General features: G+C 37.1%; 16 protein-coding genes. 1 reads left to right on the forward strand and 15 read right to left on the reverse strand.

Annotated elements, in window-relative coordinates; all coding sequences use genetic code 11:
- Positions 1-25 precede the first annotated feature (25 nt).
- The 15 genes from MKX67_RS13995 to MKX67_RS14065 form a co-directional block, all read right to left on the reverse strand.
- Positions 26-478 (reverse strand): tripartite tricarboxylate transporter TctB family protein, encoded by a 453-nt coding sequence (locus MKX67_RS13995; protein ID WP_307313261.1) that lies wholly within the window; start codon positions 476-478, stop codon positions 26-28.
- 45 nt (positions 479-523) lie between these two features.
- On the reverse strand, positions 524-1543 hold the full coding sequence (locus MKX67_RS14000; RefSeq protein ID WP_322909522.1) for a tripartite tricarboxylate transporter substrate binding protein: 1020 nt from the start codon (positions 1541-1543) through the stop codon (positions 524-526).
- A 38-nt stretch (positions 1544-1581) separates the two neighbouring features.
- Positions 1582-2388 (reverse strand): GntR family transcriptional regulator, encoded by an 807-nt coding sequence (locus MKX67_RS14005; RefSeq protein WP_180316956.1) that lies wholly within the window; start codon positions 2386-2388, stop codon positions 1582-1584.
- A gap of 677 nt (positions 2389-3065) precedes the next feature.
- Entirely contained in the window at positions 3066-3284 is a 219-nt protein-coding gene (locus MKX67_RS14010) for a YozE family protein (protein WP_095372886.1), read from the reverse strand.
- A gap of 68 nt (positions 3285-3352) precedes the next feature.
- The gene (locus tag MKX67_RS14015) at positions 3353-3643 is read right to left on the reverse strand and encodes a YokU family protein (RefSeq protein WP_095372885.1); all 291 of its coding nucleotides are present in this window, start codon (positions 3641-3643) and stop codon (positions 3353-3355) included.
- Positions 3644-3653: 10 nt separating this feature from the next.
- Complete coding sequence (gene ablA, locus MKX67_RS14020) at positions 3654-5069, reverse strand: lysine 2,3-aminomutase (protein ID WP_095372884.1); 1416 nt, start codon at positions 5067-5069, stop codon at positions 3654-3656.
- Positions 5070-5287: 218 nt separating this feature from the next.
- Positions 5288-6703, reverse strand: a complete 1416-nt coding sequence (locus tag MKX67_RS14025; protein WP_322909523.1) for a sigma 54-interacting transcriptional regulator — start codon at positions 6701-6703, stop codon at positions 5288-5290.
- A 75-nt stretch (positions 6704-6778) separates the two neighbouring features.
- Positions 6779-7639, reverse strand: a complete 861-nt coding sequence (gene ablB / locus MKX67_RS14030) for a putative beta-lysine N-acetyltransferase (RefSeq protein WP_322909524.1) — start codon at positions 7637-7639, stop codon at positions 6779-6781.
- Between the two features lie 70 nt (positions 7640-7709).
- Positions 7710-9131: an aldehyde dehydrogenase family protein gene (locus tag MKX67_RS14035; RefSeq protein WP_322909525.1), complete on the reverse strand. Its 1422-nt coding sequence runs from the start codon at positions 9129-9131 to the stop codon at positions 7710-7712.
- A gap of 90 nt (positions 9132-9221) precedes the next feature.
- Positions 9222-10490: a peptidase gene (locus MKX67_RS14040; protein ID WP_095372880.1), complete on the reverse strand. Its 1269-nt coding sequence runs from the start codon at positions 10488-10490 to the stop codon at positions 9222-9224.
- Between the two features lie 108 nt (positions 10491-10598).
- Entirely contained in the window at positions 10599-11261 is a 663-nt protein-coding gene (locus tag MKX67_RS14045; protein WP_095372879.1) for a 3-oxoacid CoA-transferase subunit B, read from the reverse strand.
- The gene (locus tag MKX67_RS14050; protein WP_095372878.1) at positions 11246-11938 is read right to left on the reverse strand and encodes a CoA transferase subunit A; all 693 of its coding nucleotides are present in this window, start codon (positions 11936-11938) and stop codon (positions 11246-11248) included. Before MKX67_RS14050 ends, MKX67_RS14045 begins: the two co-directional genes overlap by 16 nt.
- Complete coding sequence (locus MKX67_RS14055; protein ID WP_340975322.1) at positions 11935-13305, reverse strand: aspartate aminotransferase family protein; 1371 nt, start codon at positions 13303-13305, stop codon at positions 11935-11937. The genes MKX67_RS14050 and MKX67_RS14055 overlap by 4 nt, the downstream gene beginning before the upstream one ends.
- Before the next feature lie 330 nt (positions 13306-13635).
- Entirely contained in the window at positions 13636-14610 is a 975-nt protein-coding gene (locus MKX67_RS14060) for a S66 peptidase family protein (protein WP_340975324.1), read from the reverse strand.
- A gap of 173 nt (positions 14611-14783) precedes the next feature.
- Positions 14784-14957, reverse strand: a complete 174-nt coding sequence (locus MKX67_RS14065; protein WP_095372875.1) for a YjcZ family sporulation protein — start codon at positions 14955-14957, stop codon at positions 14784-14786.
- 206 nt (positions 14958-15163) lie between these two features.
- On the opposite strand from MKX67_RS14065, the gene MKX67_RS14070 reads away from it, so the two are divergent.
- A complete protein-coding gene (locus MKX67_RS14070) occupies positions 15164-16252 on the forward strand; it encodes a GDSL-type esterase/lipase family protein (RefSeq protein ID WP_342488368.1) in 1089 nt (362 codons plus the stop codon).
- Positions 16253-16288: the final 36 nt, after the last annotated feature.

Genomic DNA, 16288 nt, shown 5'->3' on the forward strand with positions numbered 1-16288 from the left:
CTCACCCCCAGAAATGAATTATTTTTCATCCAAAAATACCCAATGGTAGCGGACTATCTAACCACAATTCAAAAATCAAATACATCAAAATCAAAACAACAATGGTAAAGGTAAACGCTTTAAACCAAGGTATTTTCTGCACAAATGCTAAAATGGTGAACATAAACACCCCTATACTTGCTAGCATGCCAATGAAGTGTGATAATCCAATCGTCACTGCAAGAAAGAGGATAATGAAAACTTGTTGAAATCGGATTTTTTTATCGACTTCTTCTTCTGACTCTTTTTTCTTTAATCTCATTATCTGCATAAGGTGGAAGCAAAGAAGCAGGAATAATAATATGGAAATGATTCGTGGAAAAAAGCCTGCTCCAACCGCACCCAGATTAGTCGAATATACTTGTAAACCAAACGACATGATGAGAAAAACAATACTAATAAACAGTAAAAACAATCCAAAATAGCGCTCAACGAACATACGAAACCTCCTTTCGAGAAATGAAATTTAATAATTACAAGAAAATTATTTTTCTAAATCTTCCAAATATTTTTTAAACTCTATTCCTTCTTCTTCAATTAATTTTGTATATTCTTCCGTATTTAGATAATAAGGAGACAAACCACGGTTCTTTAAAAATGTTTTCCAGGTATCTGTTTCTGTCATTTCCTCTAGGTTTTCTGCCCAATAATTAACAACCTCAGCTGAAACGTCCCCACCTGTCCAAATTCCTGTATATCGATGGAAAGCAACTTCCACTCCCGATTCCTTTAAAGTCGGGACATCTGGTAAATCTTTAGAACGTTCTTCTGAAAGGACAGCTAACACTCGCACTTCACCTGTTTTGATATAGTCATTAATTAATGGAAGTACACCTAAGGTTGTATCAATTTGGCCACCGAGTACAGCCGTCAAGCCTTCAGAAGCCCCTTCCATTGGAACGAAGTTTAATTTATCAATACCTGCACCTTGTTTGATTAGATCCCATTTAAAGGCTTCACCCCCATCAATTGGACCGAGTGTACCAATAGTTACATCTTTCTCCGATTTTAATGAACTTAACAACTCCTCTATCGTTTCATATGGGGAGTCTTTATGGACATAGATAAATAGTTCACTAGTAGCCAGGGAAGCAATAGGTTGGAAATCAGAAAACTTTAAACTAAGTCTTGGGTCCCAACCTGGACCATATTCAGGAATCACTATTAACTTGTAAGGATCACTATTTTGCCTCGCTAATTCTTCACTTGCAATACGACCTCCAGCACCTGTTTTATTAGTGACGACAAAAGATTGTTTTATTATCTCTGCATCATTTAAAATTTGTGCCGTTGTACGCATAATTAGGTCTTGACCACCACCAGGAGCAAAACCAACAAGTGCATCAATAGATTTATTAGGATAATTCTCTGGTAAGCCTTCATTTTCTTCTTTTGCTTTTTCAGACGAAGATGCAACATCTGATGAATTACACGCGGATAAAACTAGCATTACTAATGTAACTAGCAAAACAACAACGAATGAACGCGCTTTCATTTTTTTCATATTAAAATATTCCCCCCTAATTTTAAATTTATTTTTTATCAGTAAATTGATAACATCTCTAAAGTCGGCTTATCATTATTATCTTTACTGTTACTTCTAATAGTGAATTGATAACAGTCTGTATTTAGATACATGAGCCCTGCTACAAGAGGAGAAGCATCTTTATAGTAAAATACTCGGCTTAATGTCATTAGAGGCTGGTTATTAGGGACGTTTAGCCTATTTGCTATTTCCTTCGAAACAGGACGTACCCCTATTGAACATCTTATTTCCTCAAGACCCAGCAGAGAATTATCTTGGCTTGTTTTTAACAATGTACTTAATGGTTGGTGCTCCACTTCATCGATCATCTTTTCTGTAAAAACTAATTCAGGGGATAAATAGGTAATGTTAAAAGCGATCGGCATATCTTTCAAATAAAATATTCGGTATATTGTACGTATTTTAGTATCCATCGAGCATTCTAGTGCTTCGGCAATATTTTTTGGTATCTCTTCTTCGCCGTATTTGACTAACTTTATTTTCACGTTTAGACCTTGACCTGTTAAAGTTTCATAAAATCCTCTAAAGTTTTGCACGTCTAATACATCGTTCATAATGTCCGTTTGAATGATTGGAAATTTAACATACATACCTTTTCCTTGTTGAATGATAATTAGGTCTTCTTCCAATAAAAGTTTTATTGATTTTCGAACCGTTAATCTGCTTACCCCATATTCTTCTGTTAATTCATGTTCACTAGGTAATCTCTGTCCTGGCTCAAAGATGTTATTCTCAATCTTCCTTTGAAGGTCTTGAGCAATTTGTTTATATAAAGGTATATAACTTTCACGATTAATAGTCATCATAACTCTCCTCACATATATACATGTATATAGATGTTATATATAAACTTAAAAAAATTTTTTTCAGGAAAACTATTGGGATAAGCTCTTTAATAAGTCTCATTTCACCCTTAGTTTAAATTCCCAACTTCTTTTGGTTTAGAAACTTCAAACTCCACCATACATTTATACATGTATGTAGACGTTATATAACAAGTTAAAAAAATACTGATATATTCGCCCTTATGATTAAGGTATGGCAAACGGGCGTATAAACACCAAGCTATTCCTACAGCTTTTTCTAAATATATCTCTTTTCTATTACCCCTCCTAACGAAGATTTGGGCGTATGCCTAGCTTATTAACTAACATTTTATTAAAACTATTTGTAATTGTCAATTTATTCTTAATATTATATTTCCATTATTATAGGCAATTCATTAAATAAACATGTCATTCACTTCATATGAAGATTATGGTCCTTGATCCTATCAAAGATATTATGTTACTAGCTAGGGAGTATAAAACACGGCGGTCATACCCAAGTCAATTATAAATAAAAAGCACCTTTAGGTAGATCTTTTACGTATCTACTCTATAAGGTACTTTTAAATTTACTTCCTACTCTCTTATATAAAACGTAAGTCTACACCATATTAATAGAATCATAGGCGAAGAAATTGAGTAACACTAAGCATTTATCCCTTATGATTATATAGTTCCCACGCTTCATCAAAGACAGTCATCGTTGCTAAATAAGATCCGTTTAACTCAAGGTAAGAACTGATTTCTTGATAGTTCTTAGACATTTTAGGAAAACTATGATCAAGGTAAGCATCGTTTGCAAAAATACTTATTTCATCCTTTGGTTCAGGATGGCGGTAGGTCATTAAAAAATGATAAAAAGATTTTGCCATCGTACCAACTTCCTTTAATCCGTTTTTCTACATCATGAAGGAAAGTTAATAACAAATCAAGCATTAGGTTAATCTAAATGAGAGAAATCAAAATAATTTCTCTTAAGCAATCGTGGTCTAGCCATCAATTCAGCAAAAGAAATCTCCTTATCTATTGTTTTCGTATCAATTAAAAAAAGTTGATCTTCAATTTCTTTAACTTGTTCATCAGGTTGATATTCCATATCACAGTCTTGGCACAAAATAGATGGTGTTTGGGTAATTTCTATTGCTCTCGTGCCATCTGGGAGCTCCCAAAACACACTGGCTTTTGTCTCTTCAATATGCTTACTATCACACCATGTACAATGGCTATGCATTGTTATCACCTCACTCATTAGAAGCTGCCGTTTCCGACTCTGACCTTTTCTTTTGTTCTGCTTGGTATTTCTTTTCTTTTAACTCGTCACGTTTTTCCCTACGATTCTTCAAATTACTATGAGATGGATCATGGTCATAATTATCACGACGATTTAATCTTGATAGTCCTTCTGGGACAAGATTAAATGCTTCATCATTCAATAGGCCCGCAATACCTACTTTTGATTTCATATCTTCCATATCTCCATATACACCTTGGAAATAATCATCAGCTTTACCTGCGACATAGTTTTCAGGCTCTGGATAAGTCGTAATTACTCCCTCAAAGTTTCTTAAGACTACTTTATCAGCACTTTGTGAGATCAAGTAATTCGGCTGAAGAGAAATTTTCCCTCCTCCTCCTGGCGCATCGACCACAAAGGTTGGCACAGCATATCCTGAAGTATGACCTCGCAAGCCTTCAATAATCTCTAACCCTTTTGAAACAGGTGCACGGAAATGGCCAATCCCTTCAGATAAGTCACACTGATAAATATAATACGGCCTTACCCTAATCTTAACTAAGTCATGCATCAGTTTCTTCATAATTGCTACACTATCATTGATTCCTGCCAAAATAACTGATTGATTACCTACTGGCACACCAGCATTTGCTAACATTTCACAAGCCTTTTTCGATTCTTCAGTAATTTCAATCGATGTATTAAAATGGGTATTTAACCAGACTGGATGATACTTTTTCAAAATATTACATAGATTCTCCGTGATTCTTTGCGGGAATACGACAGGTGCTCTTGTACCAATTCTAATAATTTCCACGTGATCAATTTCTCGCAAGCTTTTTAAAATATACTCAAGTATTTTATCGTTGATTAATAGACCATCTCCTCCAGATATGAGGACATCACGAACTTCAGGTGTGTTTCTAATATACTCAATTGCATCATCTAATTGTTTCTTCGGCACACCCATGCCAATTTGACCGGAAAACCTTCTCCTTGTACAATAACGGCAATACATAGAACATTGATTAGTTACTAAGAAGAGGACACGATCTGGATAACGATGAGTCAATCCAGCAACAGGCGAATCCTCGTCCTCATGAAGTGGATCTTCCAAATCATATTTGGTTTTATGAATTTCTTCTGAAATGGGTACAGATTGCATGCGAATCGGACAGCGTGGATCATCTTGACTCATAAGTGAGGCATAATAAGGTGTAATATTCAATGGAATGGTTTTCGTTGATATTTTAACCCCTTCTTCTTCTTCAGGCGTTAAATCAATAACCTTTTTTAAATCATCTAACGTTCTTATCGTATTGGTTAGTTGCCATAACCAATCGTTCCATTTTTCCTCAGGTACGTCTTTCCAAAGTTCGATATCCTTCCAATGCCTTTTTGGCTTATACAAAAACTGTTTCACATGATTTCCCCCTTCAAAGTAGTCGTCAATTTTATTATGCAAAAGCCATGCCAACTATTTCATTCTAAGAATAAGATATGCGAACACCTACACAGTGGATACAAATGGAGGGAACAGCTAATAGAAGGGCTCTTAACAAATGGTGATCATAAAAAAAATGCCGATTATTCGGCACTTTAAGAAGAACATTTATTATGTCAAAGCTTAGTCATCCCCTATCATTCTTTAGCACCTGATATCACTTCAAGCCTTTGTAGTTTATATTGAAGCGTTTGCCTTGGAATTTGTAACAATTTAGCTGCTTTTAATATATTTCCCTCTGTCTGGTTGATGGCTTCCTCTATTAATTGGTTCTCCAATTTGGCTAAAGCGGGACGCAGGGCAAAGTCAGTTTGTTTAGTAGAGTCCTTCTTTTCTTTTACATATTGTTTAAGCATTAGAGGGAGGTCTTGAATAGTCAGGGTTGATCCATTACACACATTCATCATATATTCAATCGTATGCTTAAGTTCCCTGACATTTCCTGGCCATTTGTACTTGAAAAAAAACTGCTGTACTTGTGGGTGTAGACCTGTAATATTTTTTAAAAATTGCTCGTTATATTGCTTAATGAAATGTTCAGTTAAGAAAACAATGTCTTTTTTCCTTTCTCTTAAAGGTAATAATTCAAACGTGAGTACATTTAAACGATAGAATAAGTCTGCTCGTATTTTCCCTTCTGCCAGGGCAATTTGAGGGTGAATATTCATTGCCGCAATGACGCGAAAGTTCACATATGTGTTTGTTGTGCTTCCTAGTCTCCTCACTTGACCATCTTCTAACACACGTAATAGCTTCGCTTGTAGCTCTATAGGCATCGCATGAATCTCATCTAAAAATAATGTGCCCCCATCAGCCAACTCGAATAATCCTGGCCGATCCATGGCACCAGTATAGCTTCCTTTCGTTGTCCCGAATAAGACACTTTCTAATAAAGATTCTGGAATAGCAGCACAGTTTTGTGCAATAAAGGGAGCATTTGCCGAGAGTGATGCATCATGTATTCCTTGAACAAATAATTCCTTTCCGCTTCCACTTTCCCCAATTACAAGCATCGGTGACTGTGAACGGGCTAGTTTTTTTGCTTCGTTTTTTACCGCTATCATTTTCTCATCTTTTGTTAATAAGCTATCAAGGGTATATTTGGTTGCATGTGAATGACTTGTTGCTGTTTTTCTTTTGCTTTTTACTTTTGATCTTAAATCAATCAAACTATCATTCAGTTCTTTAATTCGCGAATAATCTTTCGCAATTTCAACCGCACCAGCAACTTTCCCATCAAGCTCGATCGGTAAAGTAGTATTGACGGTCTCAATCTGTTTTCCATATAAGTTCACATAACTTTGCTGTTCATTGATCATTGGTTGCTGAGTTTGCATGACATTAAACAATGTGCTCGTATTTTTGTTTAACGAGGGAAAAACGTCTAAAAGTGGTCTTCCTAACACTTCTTCTATTTTTAAACCATCATGTTTGGCCGCTATCTCATTGTAGTAGATCGTATAGCCATATTGATCAACAACATGAATCCCTTCGTCTATGCTATTTAAAATTGCAGATAAGACCTCTTTAGAAATACCGTACTCGCTTGTCAATCTCATTCCCCCTCTATTCCATAAATACAGATGAGGTGCCGAAAATTTGTCATACACTGCCAACTTTTGGGCAAATTATTTTAAAATCGTTGTTGATAAATCTTTTACCCAAACATTCATATCCTCGAGTTTATTAAAAATATAACAATTCTTTCCTAACCTTCCACGATAGACGTAGTCTAATTGGTGTAGGGCTGCGTTCATACCAAAAGATAAAGAACGAGCAATCGAATAAGCACAAAAGATTCCATCATTTGCAAGTTCCTTCTCTAATCTCTGTAATAACACTTTCATTAGTCCATGCTTACGATGTTCCACTAAAGTAGCACAATCCGTTAGCTCTGCGTTTTTATACTCATTATTTACTTCTGCTGAAGCAGCGCTTACAATTTCATCTGCATAAACATAACCAAAATAAATCGTACCATCATTCATTGTTTTCTTAATATACTCGGGGTCATGAAGAGGCGTTGGATATACTTCAAATATAGCCCGATAAAGTGTAGCCAACCCTTTGGCATCATTTTCTGTCATTCTTCTTAATTGATAGTCTGCGGGTGGGATATTTATTTGAAACTCCTTTGACAATTTAGAAACATTTTCAACAATCTCATCTTCTTTTATCCAGTCATCACTTCTTCTTCTTTCTGTTTGATAATACTTACAGAAAAAGAATAAATCAGACCCAAGAAAATAGCGATTTATGGTAGCTTCACATAGAAAACCATTCTGTATCAGCGTTTCAAAATCCTCCTTTCTTGCTTTAATTATTACCTTTTCAATCTCATGTTCATCGGAAACTTCAGTTATTTTTTTTATAATTGCGCACATATCACCACGATAATCATCAATCCTTATTCGTTTATTATAGAAATCCTTTACAACGTCCATTACGTAATGATTTGTACACAGTTTTTCCTGTATAATTTCAACCATTTTTCGCCCTCCATTATAGAAAAAGCCCGGCTATCGCCGAGCCTTCATATTCTGTCACTCATTTGGTTCCTTACGCTAAGCGAAAGCTTACTAGTTTCATTTCAGTCATTTCTTCCACCGCATATTTTATTCCTTCTCTACCTGTTCCACTTTCCTTCACGCCTCCATATGGCATATGATCTACTCTAAATGTTGGGAAATCATTAATCATCACACCACCAACATGCAGCTTTTTCGCAGCCTGAAACGCTCTTTGCAAGTCATTTGTAAACACACCTGCTTGTAACCCATATTTAGATTGATTCACCCAATCAAGTGCAGTATCAAATGAAGCAAACTCATTAATATGAACGACCGGGGCAAAGGCTTCCTCACAAGAAACTTTATCATCCAACCTTGTATTTAATAATATAGTTGGTTGCAGTACACCCTCTTCTTCTCTTCCTCCATATGCTAACTCAGCACCATTCCTTATCGCTTCATCAATCCATGCTGAAGCCCTCACTGTATCGTCTTCAGATATCAAAGCTGATACATCTGTTCGGTCATCGAGGGGGTTTCCTAAATTAAGCTTTTTGGTTTCAGCAACAAAGGCTTTCACAAAAGAAGCAAAAACATTTTGATGAACGAAGACTCTTTGTACGGAAATACACACTTGACCTTGAAAATTATAAGCTCCAGCAACAATCCGAGGTACGATTCTTTCAATATTTGTATGTTCATCAACAACAACAGCTGAATTGGATCCTAATTCAAGCGTCACCCTTTTTAAACCAGCATTTTCTTTAATTGATTTTCCAACTGCAGGCGAGCCCGTAAAAGTAATCATCGCAATTCGTTCATCACTGGTGAAAACATCGCCAATTATACTCCCGCTCCCTGTAACAACATTGAGCGCACCTGCTGGAAGACCTGCCTCTTGAAACATTTCGGCGATTTTATAGGCTGATAGCGGAGTTTGACTTGCTGGTTTAAGCACAACAGCATTTCCAGCTGCAATTGCAGGACCAACTTTATGAGCAACAAGATTCATAGGGAAATTGAAAGGGGTAATCGCAGCAATAACTCCAAGTGGTTCGCGAACAGTGTAAGCCACCCTTCCCTCTCCTCCTGGAGCCGCATCCATAGGGATTGTTTCACCTTGGATATTCCTTGCTTCTTGAGCGGCAAATCGATAGGTCATAATGGTCCGCTCTACTTCTGCTAATGCCGCTTTTATCGGTTTTGCTGCTTCTTTTGCAATGATCTCAGCACAATTTTGTCTTTGCGCCTTTAATTGTTCAACAACAGATTCTAAAATCTCTGCTCTTTGATAAGCAGGCATTTCTCTCATTTTTTTCGCCGCTTCATTTGCTGATTCTATCGCCTCTTCTACTTCATTTGATGAAGCTTGAGCGATTTCTGCTATTACCTCTTGGTTATAAGGACTTTTTAGTGCTTTTAACGTTTGCGTATTTTTATGTTTTCCGTTAATCCATAATAATTGCTGCATCTAAATTGCCTCCTACTAATCTTTTAATATTGTTTGTTTATCTATTATTTACCCTACTGCAACCAACAACTAACCTAAGCAACTATCTATTTACTCTTCAACCATGCCACACCATGAAACAATGGAGAGGGCAATTACCTCAGCAGCCTCAAATACATCATCTAAAAAAATATATTCATTAGCATCATGAGCAGAAGCTGTGACACCTGGACCAATGACAACAACCGGTGTATGACCAACGTTTGATAAGATGCCTCCGTCCGTTCCCCACGGAGAGGCTTCAATGATTGCTTCTTTATTTGTCACCCTTTCAAAAGCTTTACCGACAGTAGTGATTAATGGATGATCACTTTCTAGATTCCCCGGTTGCCACCTGCCTCCAAACCATTCAATACTTGGTATATTTTCTGATAGCCATCCATCTTTCACACACACCTCATCAATGGCCGCTTCTAATTCTTTTTCTACGTCTTCCATTCTCTCATGAGGAGCTACACCGATCCTGCCCTCAATTATAGCTATATCCGGTACAGAAGATGGCCAATCTCCACTCTTAATTTTGCCAATATTCACTGGCACAGGGATGGGTATATTTTCATATAAAGGATCGTCAATTCTCGCATTTCGCACTCTCTCTAGCTGCTGAAGTCCTTCTATGACTAACATCGATTTTTCAATGGCATTGATTCCTTCATATCTGGTGCCACCATGTGCTGATTTACCTTTCACAGATACACGAAACCACATTGACCCTTGTTGCTTTGGAAATACTTTCATATTAGTAGGCTCTGGTATGATTGCGCCGTCCGCTTGGTAACCTCTTAAAACAGCTGCTAATGTTCCTGCTCCTCCACTTTCTTCTTCTATCACACTTTGAAAGATAACATCACCTTTCAGTTTAATATTTGAAGCAATAATCGCTTCTAAAGCGAGTAGTAATGCGGCTGTTCCACCTTTCATATCTGTTGTACCTCTACCGTACATTTTACCTTCTTGGATATGCCCACTAAACGGATCATCTGTCCAGTCATTTATATCCCCTTCTGGTACAACATCAATATGACCATTTAAAATGATTGATTTGCCGTCTCCTTTGCCCTTTAGAACAGCCACTACATTTGGATTACCACTATAATCCTTTCTATCAGAACAATAAGCAGGATGTTTAAGCAGCTCTTCATCTCCAATTTCCCATATATCGAGGGCAAGCCCTAATTTACGGCATTTTTCAATAATAATTGCTTGTGCACTACTCTCGTTTCCACGCGTACTTTTTTCTTGAACAAGCCTTTGTAAAAAACGTGTACCCCTCGCTCGATTTTCATTTAACCAGTCTTTGAGTTTTAAATCTTCATTCATCGAAGCCCCACTCCTTTAAAGATATCGTCGATGGTGAAAAAGGTTAAATCATGTGGAAAAAGTGCTTTCTTTTCAGTTATTCGCTAATGCTAAGTATTTTCCTTTGCCCTATGAAAAAATAATCTTGTCATGGAGTGACACAGTTGCATCAGTAAGTTGTAATACTTCATCAATAGTATGAGGTTTAAAGACCTCATGAAGAACTAATCCACGATTTTTCTCAACCGAAAAAACTGCCATATCTGTAATAACCATATTGACACAAGCAGTTGAGGTTAAAGGAAGACTACATTTTTGCACAATTTTCGATTGACCGTGTTTATCCGTTTGATTCATGACGACGATCACTTTTTTCGCTTTTTGGGCTAGCTCCATTGCCCCCCCCATCCCCGGTACCTTTTTACCCGGGACAATCCAATTAGCTAAATCACCGGTTTCACTCACTTGTAATGATCCTAAAATGGTTAAATCCACCTTACCCCTACGAATCATGCCAAAAGCGAGCGCGCTATCAAAATAAGAACCACCTGTAACTAAAGAAACAGGAAATCCACCGGCATTGCATAAGTTTTCATCTTCTTCGCCATGGATGGGGCTCGGTCCCATCCCAATAATGCCATTCTCGGCATGAAACATGACGGCAAAATCTCTAGGGAGATGATTAGGTACTAATGAGGGTATACCTATGCCGAGATTCACAACCATTCCAGATTTGATTTCTGCAGCTGCTCTTTTGGCCATACGATTACGCTTTTCTATTGCCAAGCCCATTTCCAGTCAACCCCCTCAGATTGGATGATATAATCAACAAATACACCAGGCGTAATTATTTCTTCTGCCTGTAAACTTCCAACTGGAACAATTTCTTCTACTTCAGCAATGGTAATGTCTCCTGCCATCGCACAAAGGGGATTCGTATTTCTTGCACTTTTATCAAAAATGAGATTACCAAATGTATCTGCTTTCTTAGCATAAACGATACTAATATCCGCTGTTAACGCCGTTTCAACCATATAGCGCTTTTCAGCGATTTCACAAAAAACCTTGCCCTTTTGTACGATATCATTATCGATTGCAATATCTGATAAAATCCCTGGTAACCCCATACCGCCAGCTCTGATACGCTCTGCCAGTATCCCTTGTGGAGAAAATTCAACCGCCATCCTCCCATCTGTCATTAATTGGCCTGCAATCGGATTAGAGCCGATATGAGAAGTAATTATATGGGACACACGGCCGAGGCTAACGATTTTTCCAATACCAATATGAGGAAACCCAGTATCGTTACCAATAAGCTTTAACTGTGAGACCCCTTTTTGCTTAATCGCTTCAATCAGTGTCGGCGGTGATCCTACCCCACCAAAACCACCATACATTAATGTCATACCGTCAAAAAATAAGTGATCCACTTCTTCAATAGATGAAACTTTATTGAGTGCCTGTTTCACTCTTCATCACCTTCTAACTTTAACTCGACTTCTTTTAAATAAAAGTTCGTAAATTGTTGTAAGGTTTCTTGCAAGCGTTGAATTAAGTCATCCATTTCTTTAAAAGTAATATTCAAAGGGGGGGCAATCATAACTGCATCTCCATTCACACCGTCTGAACCTGCTCCAGCAGGATAAACAAGTAACCCATGATGTTGAGCAATACTAATCATACTTTCGGTTACTTTCATCGCCCTAGGGAATGGCTTCTTTTCTACAAAGTTCTGGACAAACTCTATCCCCAGCATTAAACCTCTTCCCCTTATATCCCCGATAAATGAAAAACTTTTTTGTAGCTGTAATAACTTTGCTTTTAAATATTCACCTTTTTTCTTTACTTCAGGTATAATTTTATTCTTTTCTAAATATTCTATGACAGCGAGTGAAACGGCACAGGCTTGAGGGTTAGCACTCAAAGTATGCCCTCCCATAATGGTCTTAGAACCTGAGACAATCGGTTCCATCACATGATCACCGACTAAAGTAGCAGCAATCGGCGTGTATCCCGCCCCCATCCCTTTACCTAATGTAACGATATCTGGTTCAACACCCCACTGCTCACAAGCGAGCATTGTACCTGTGCGTCCAAATCCCGTCATTACTTCATCCGCAATAAATAAGATTTGATGGCGCTCACAAATCTCTTTAATAATCTTGTAATAATCTTGCGGTGGAGTGATAGCTGCCCCCGATGCCCCAATGATCGGCTCCGCTATAAAAGCAGCAATATGCTCACTCCCTATCCTTCTAATCATATTATCTAACTCATTTGCACAAAGGTAACCACACTCAGGAGCTTCTTTATTGTACGGACACCTGTAACAATAAGGAGGTTGAATTACTGGAAAATCTTCTAATAGGGGAATAAACCGCGCTCTTCTCCCAGTATGCCCTGACATAGAAAGTGCACCTAAAGTGATTCCGTGATAACTCATCCATCTAGATAAAACCTTTGTCTTGGTCATCACACCTTTTTCTTGCCAATATTGAATACTAATTTTCATGGCAGTTTCTGTTGCTTCCGACCCGCTATTGACAAAGAAACACCAATTCAACTCTGGGAAGGATAAACTTGCTATTTTCTTGGCTAACTTTTCTGCTGGCTCACTTGTGAACTGTGAGCGATATACAAAAGATACTCGCTTAGCCTGTTCTGTCATTGCATCAATAATTTCCTGAACTCCATGACCGATATTTGCCGTAATCGCTCCAGATGAAGCATCGAGATATTCCTTCCCCTCACTATCGTACAAATATACACCCTTGCCATAATCAATCATTGGATACTCTGCATCTATTACAGGTTTGATTAAATATGTGCGGTCCATCCCCATCCCCCTTACTAATCGAGCATTTAAACGTACATAAAGAAAACCCGCTAAAACCTACCAATAACATGTGAGGTAAACGAGCAATGAAGTATTATTATTTTTTTGGAGCGGGCGAATCAGATTGATTTATGTTTTTATTTCAATTGTATGTTTGAGAAATGTAAAACTTTCTTAAAGATTTAAAAGAATATTTTAGTTGCCATTGTTATGAATTGAATGAGGGATTTGACGGAGGCTCTAAGTGTGAAGTCAGCTTGATTTGTGTATTAATGACTTAACGAATAAAAAAACAGTATACCCAATTTCATGAGTACACTGTTTCCCTATCTATTCACCTACAAAAATCTCCACATCTTCTTTTTCCGCTTTAATGGTAGCATACGACCCAAACGGAATCGTCGCTGCTTGATTTGTATGTCCAAAGTCAATATTAGCAATAATTGGAACACCGCTAATTTCCTTTTTCGATTCAATCATTTTCTTTAAGAAATAATCTGTAACCTGTGATTCCTTTTGAAATCTCCCGATAAGTATCGCTTTTATCTCATTCGCATCTTTTTGCTGTAGCAAAGATTGCAGCCCCCGTTCAAAAAGAAAGGGATGTGATTCTTCATTATCCTCTATAAAGATAATCGCACCTTTCAATGAAGGCATATATTCTGTCCCTTGTAAAGACGTTAATGTTGATAAATTTCCACCTATTAATTTTCCGCTTGCCTCTCCTTCTTGAAGAACAAGATAGCCTTCGGATGCTATATACTGCTTTTCATCTTGCTCCAGATGCCATGGATCATCACTCCATTTATCCGAAGGTTCAATTTCATACATGCCATCAGTCGTTACTGCTTGAAGGAAGCTATTGAGTGTATATTCAAACCCATATTTTATACCAAAATCAGCAAAGAAAGGGCCGGAGTATGTAATTAAGCCCGTTTTATGATGAATGGCAGCTAGCAATGCTGTTATATCACTATACCCACAAAAAACCTTTGGGTTGTTCTTGATTAATGAATAATCAATTGATTTTAATAATTGATTGGTATTATAACCGCCTATACCAGCTATAATCGCTTTAACATTCGGGTCACGAAACGCATCATGTATATCTGCCACTCTTTGCTCAATACTTGTACTAAAAAAATCATCATGTTCGAGGACATATTGACCATATGTTATTTTAAATCCTAAATTAGCTAACCGTTCTTCTGCTAATCTTCTTTGTTCACCCTTTATGACAGCCATACTTCTTGAAGGAGCAATGATTCTGATTTCATCTCCTGATTGTAATCTCTTTGGAAACATCTATGTACACATCCACTTTTTTCTTTCTATTTTACCGTAATTTTCATCTAATTTCGACAAGATACATGAAATCTTGTTTATAATCACTCAACGATTTTCCACTTGTTATTCACTGACAAATATGTTGATGAAAAAAAGAGAGACTCCTAAAAGCCCCTCCTTATTCTTTATTATTACCAGTTACCACACCAGCTAGCACCGATGATTACTAACAAGATAAATAATACTACAATTAACGCAAAGCCACCGAATGCTCCATTTCCACAACCACCGTATCCACCTACTGGATAGCTATAATAAGGTTGAACTTGTTGAGCACAAGGATCGCATCCATATCCGTAATTCATAATTATTCCACTCCTCTTTTTGTTTTAGGCATTTTCAAAATCATCATATGACATAGGTTCTTGTCCTGCATGTGTTTTTGCCCAATTTTTTTAGAATGTCAGTTTTTTTCTTTTTCCTCTAGACGTAAAGCGTTTTCATCTCATACAATTTAATTACAAGATAAATTGGGTAATCTAAAATTGTCATATTTAAAGGAGTACAAAGAATGAAAAGGAAATCACTCCTCCTATGTTCCATGTTATGTATTGGATTTATATTTTTATTTCAATTCTTTCAAGAACCTAAAGTGGAGGGAGATCAATCAGTAGAGAATTTTTATGAAAAAGTAGGAAGCGAAAAAACAATTAACTATTTAATCATCGGTGATAGTATTGGTAGAGGATCAGGAGCATCAGAGCCAAATAAAAGATGGTTTCAAATATGGGAAAATAAAATGAAAGATACATATGATGTTGATTTTAAGCGTCATATGGTTGTACAAAGCGGAAGCACTGCTTTTGAAGGGTTAAATAAGCTGAACGCCACTCCGCACCTAGGAAGCATCGATTTAACTTTTATTGTGTTCGGGGAAAATGACCGAAAATATATGAATGAAAAGCAGTTTGCCCAATTTTATGAAGGACTTCTTAGACAAGTAAAGAAAGATTATCCTGATACAGAAATATATACATTAACAGAATCACCTTTAGATAATGAATTATTCATTCAAAAGATCACAGATATCTCAGCCCATTATTTAGCTAAGAATATTGATTTACGTCCTGTATTTAGTGAATCAACTTATTCTGCCTTTGAATTAACGACAGACCTTGTACATCCAAACGATAGAGGCTATCAACTTTATGCCGAAGCGATTTTTCAAGAAACACAAAATTTGATGAATCAGGACACGCAAATAGCTGTACTAGCTGCTCCTCTTCATGATGACGTAAATATCGCCTTACAACAATCTTCTGCCTACACACATGCCAGTCATCCATATAAAGGTATTTACTGGTATAGTGAAGCTGCTGGAGAAACAATCAAATTTTCCTTCTCTGGAACTTTTCTCGGGATGAAAGTGAAGAGTCACCCTGCAGGAGGCATGCTCGATATTTATATTGACGGTCAGCCTGTACGAACATTATCAACGTGGTGGCCTTTAGAAAAAGAAAGGCATCTATATATATCAAGCGGTTTAGAGAAAGGTATTCATCAAGTTACATTTACTGTATCCAAGCAAAAATCCATCTTTAATGAATCGGGTAAAGCGGAAATATTTCTTTCAACGATCATAACCGAGGGTACGAACTAGACCGTTTTTCAAAATAAGTGAATGAGCTCTCCTTCC

It is taken from the genome of Cytobacillus sp. FSL W7-1323, assembly GCF_038595015.1.
GTDB lineage: Bacteria > Bacillota > Bacilli > Bacillales > Cytobacillaceae > Cytobacillus > Cytobacillus kochii.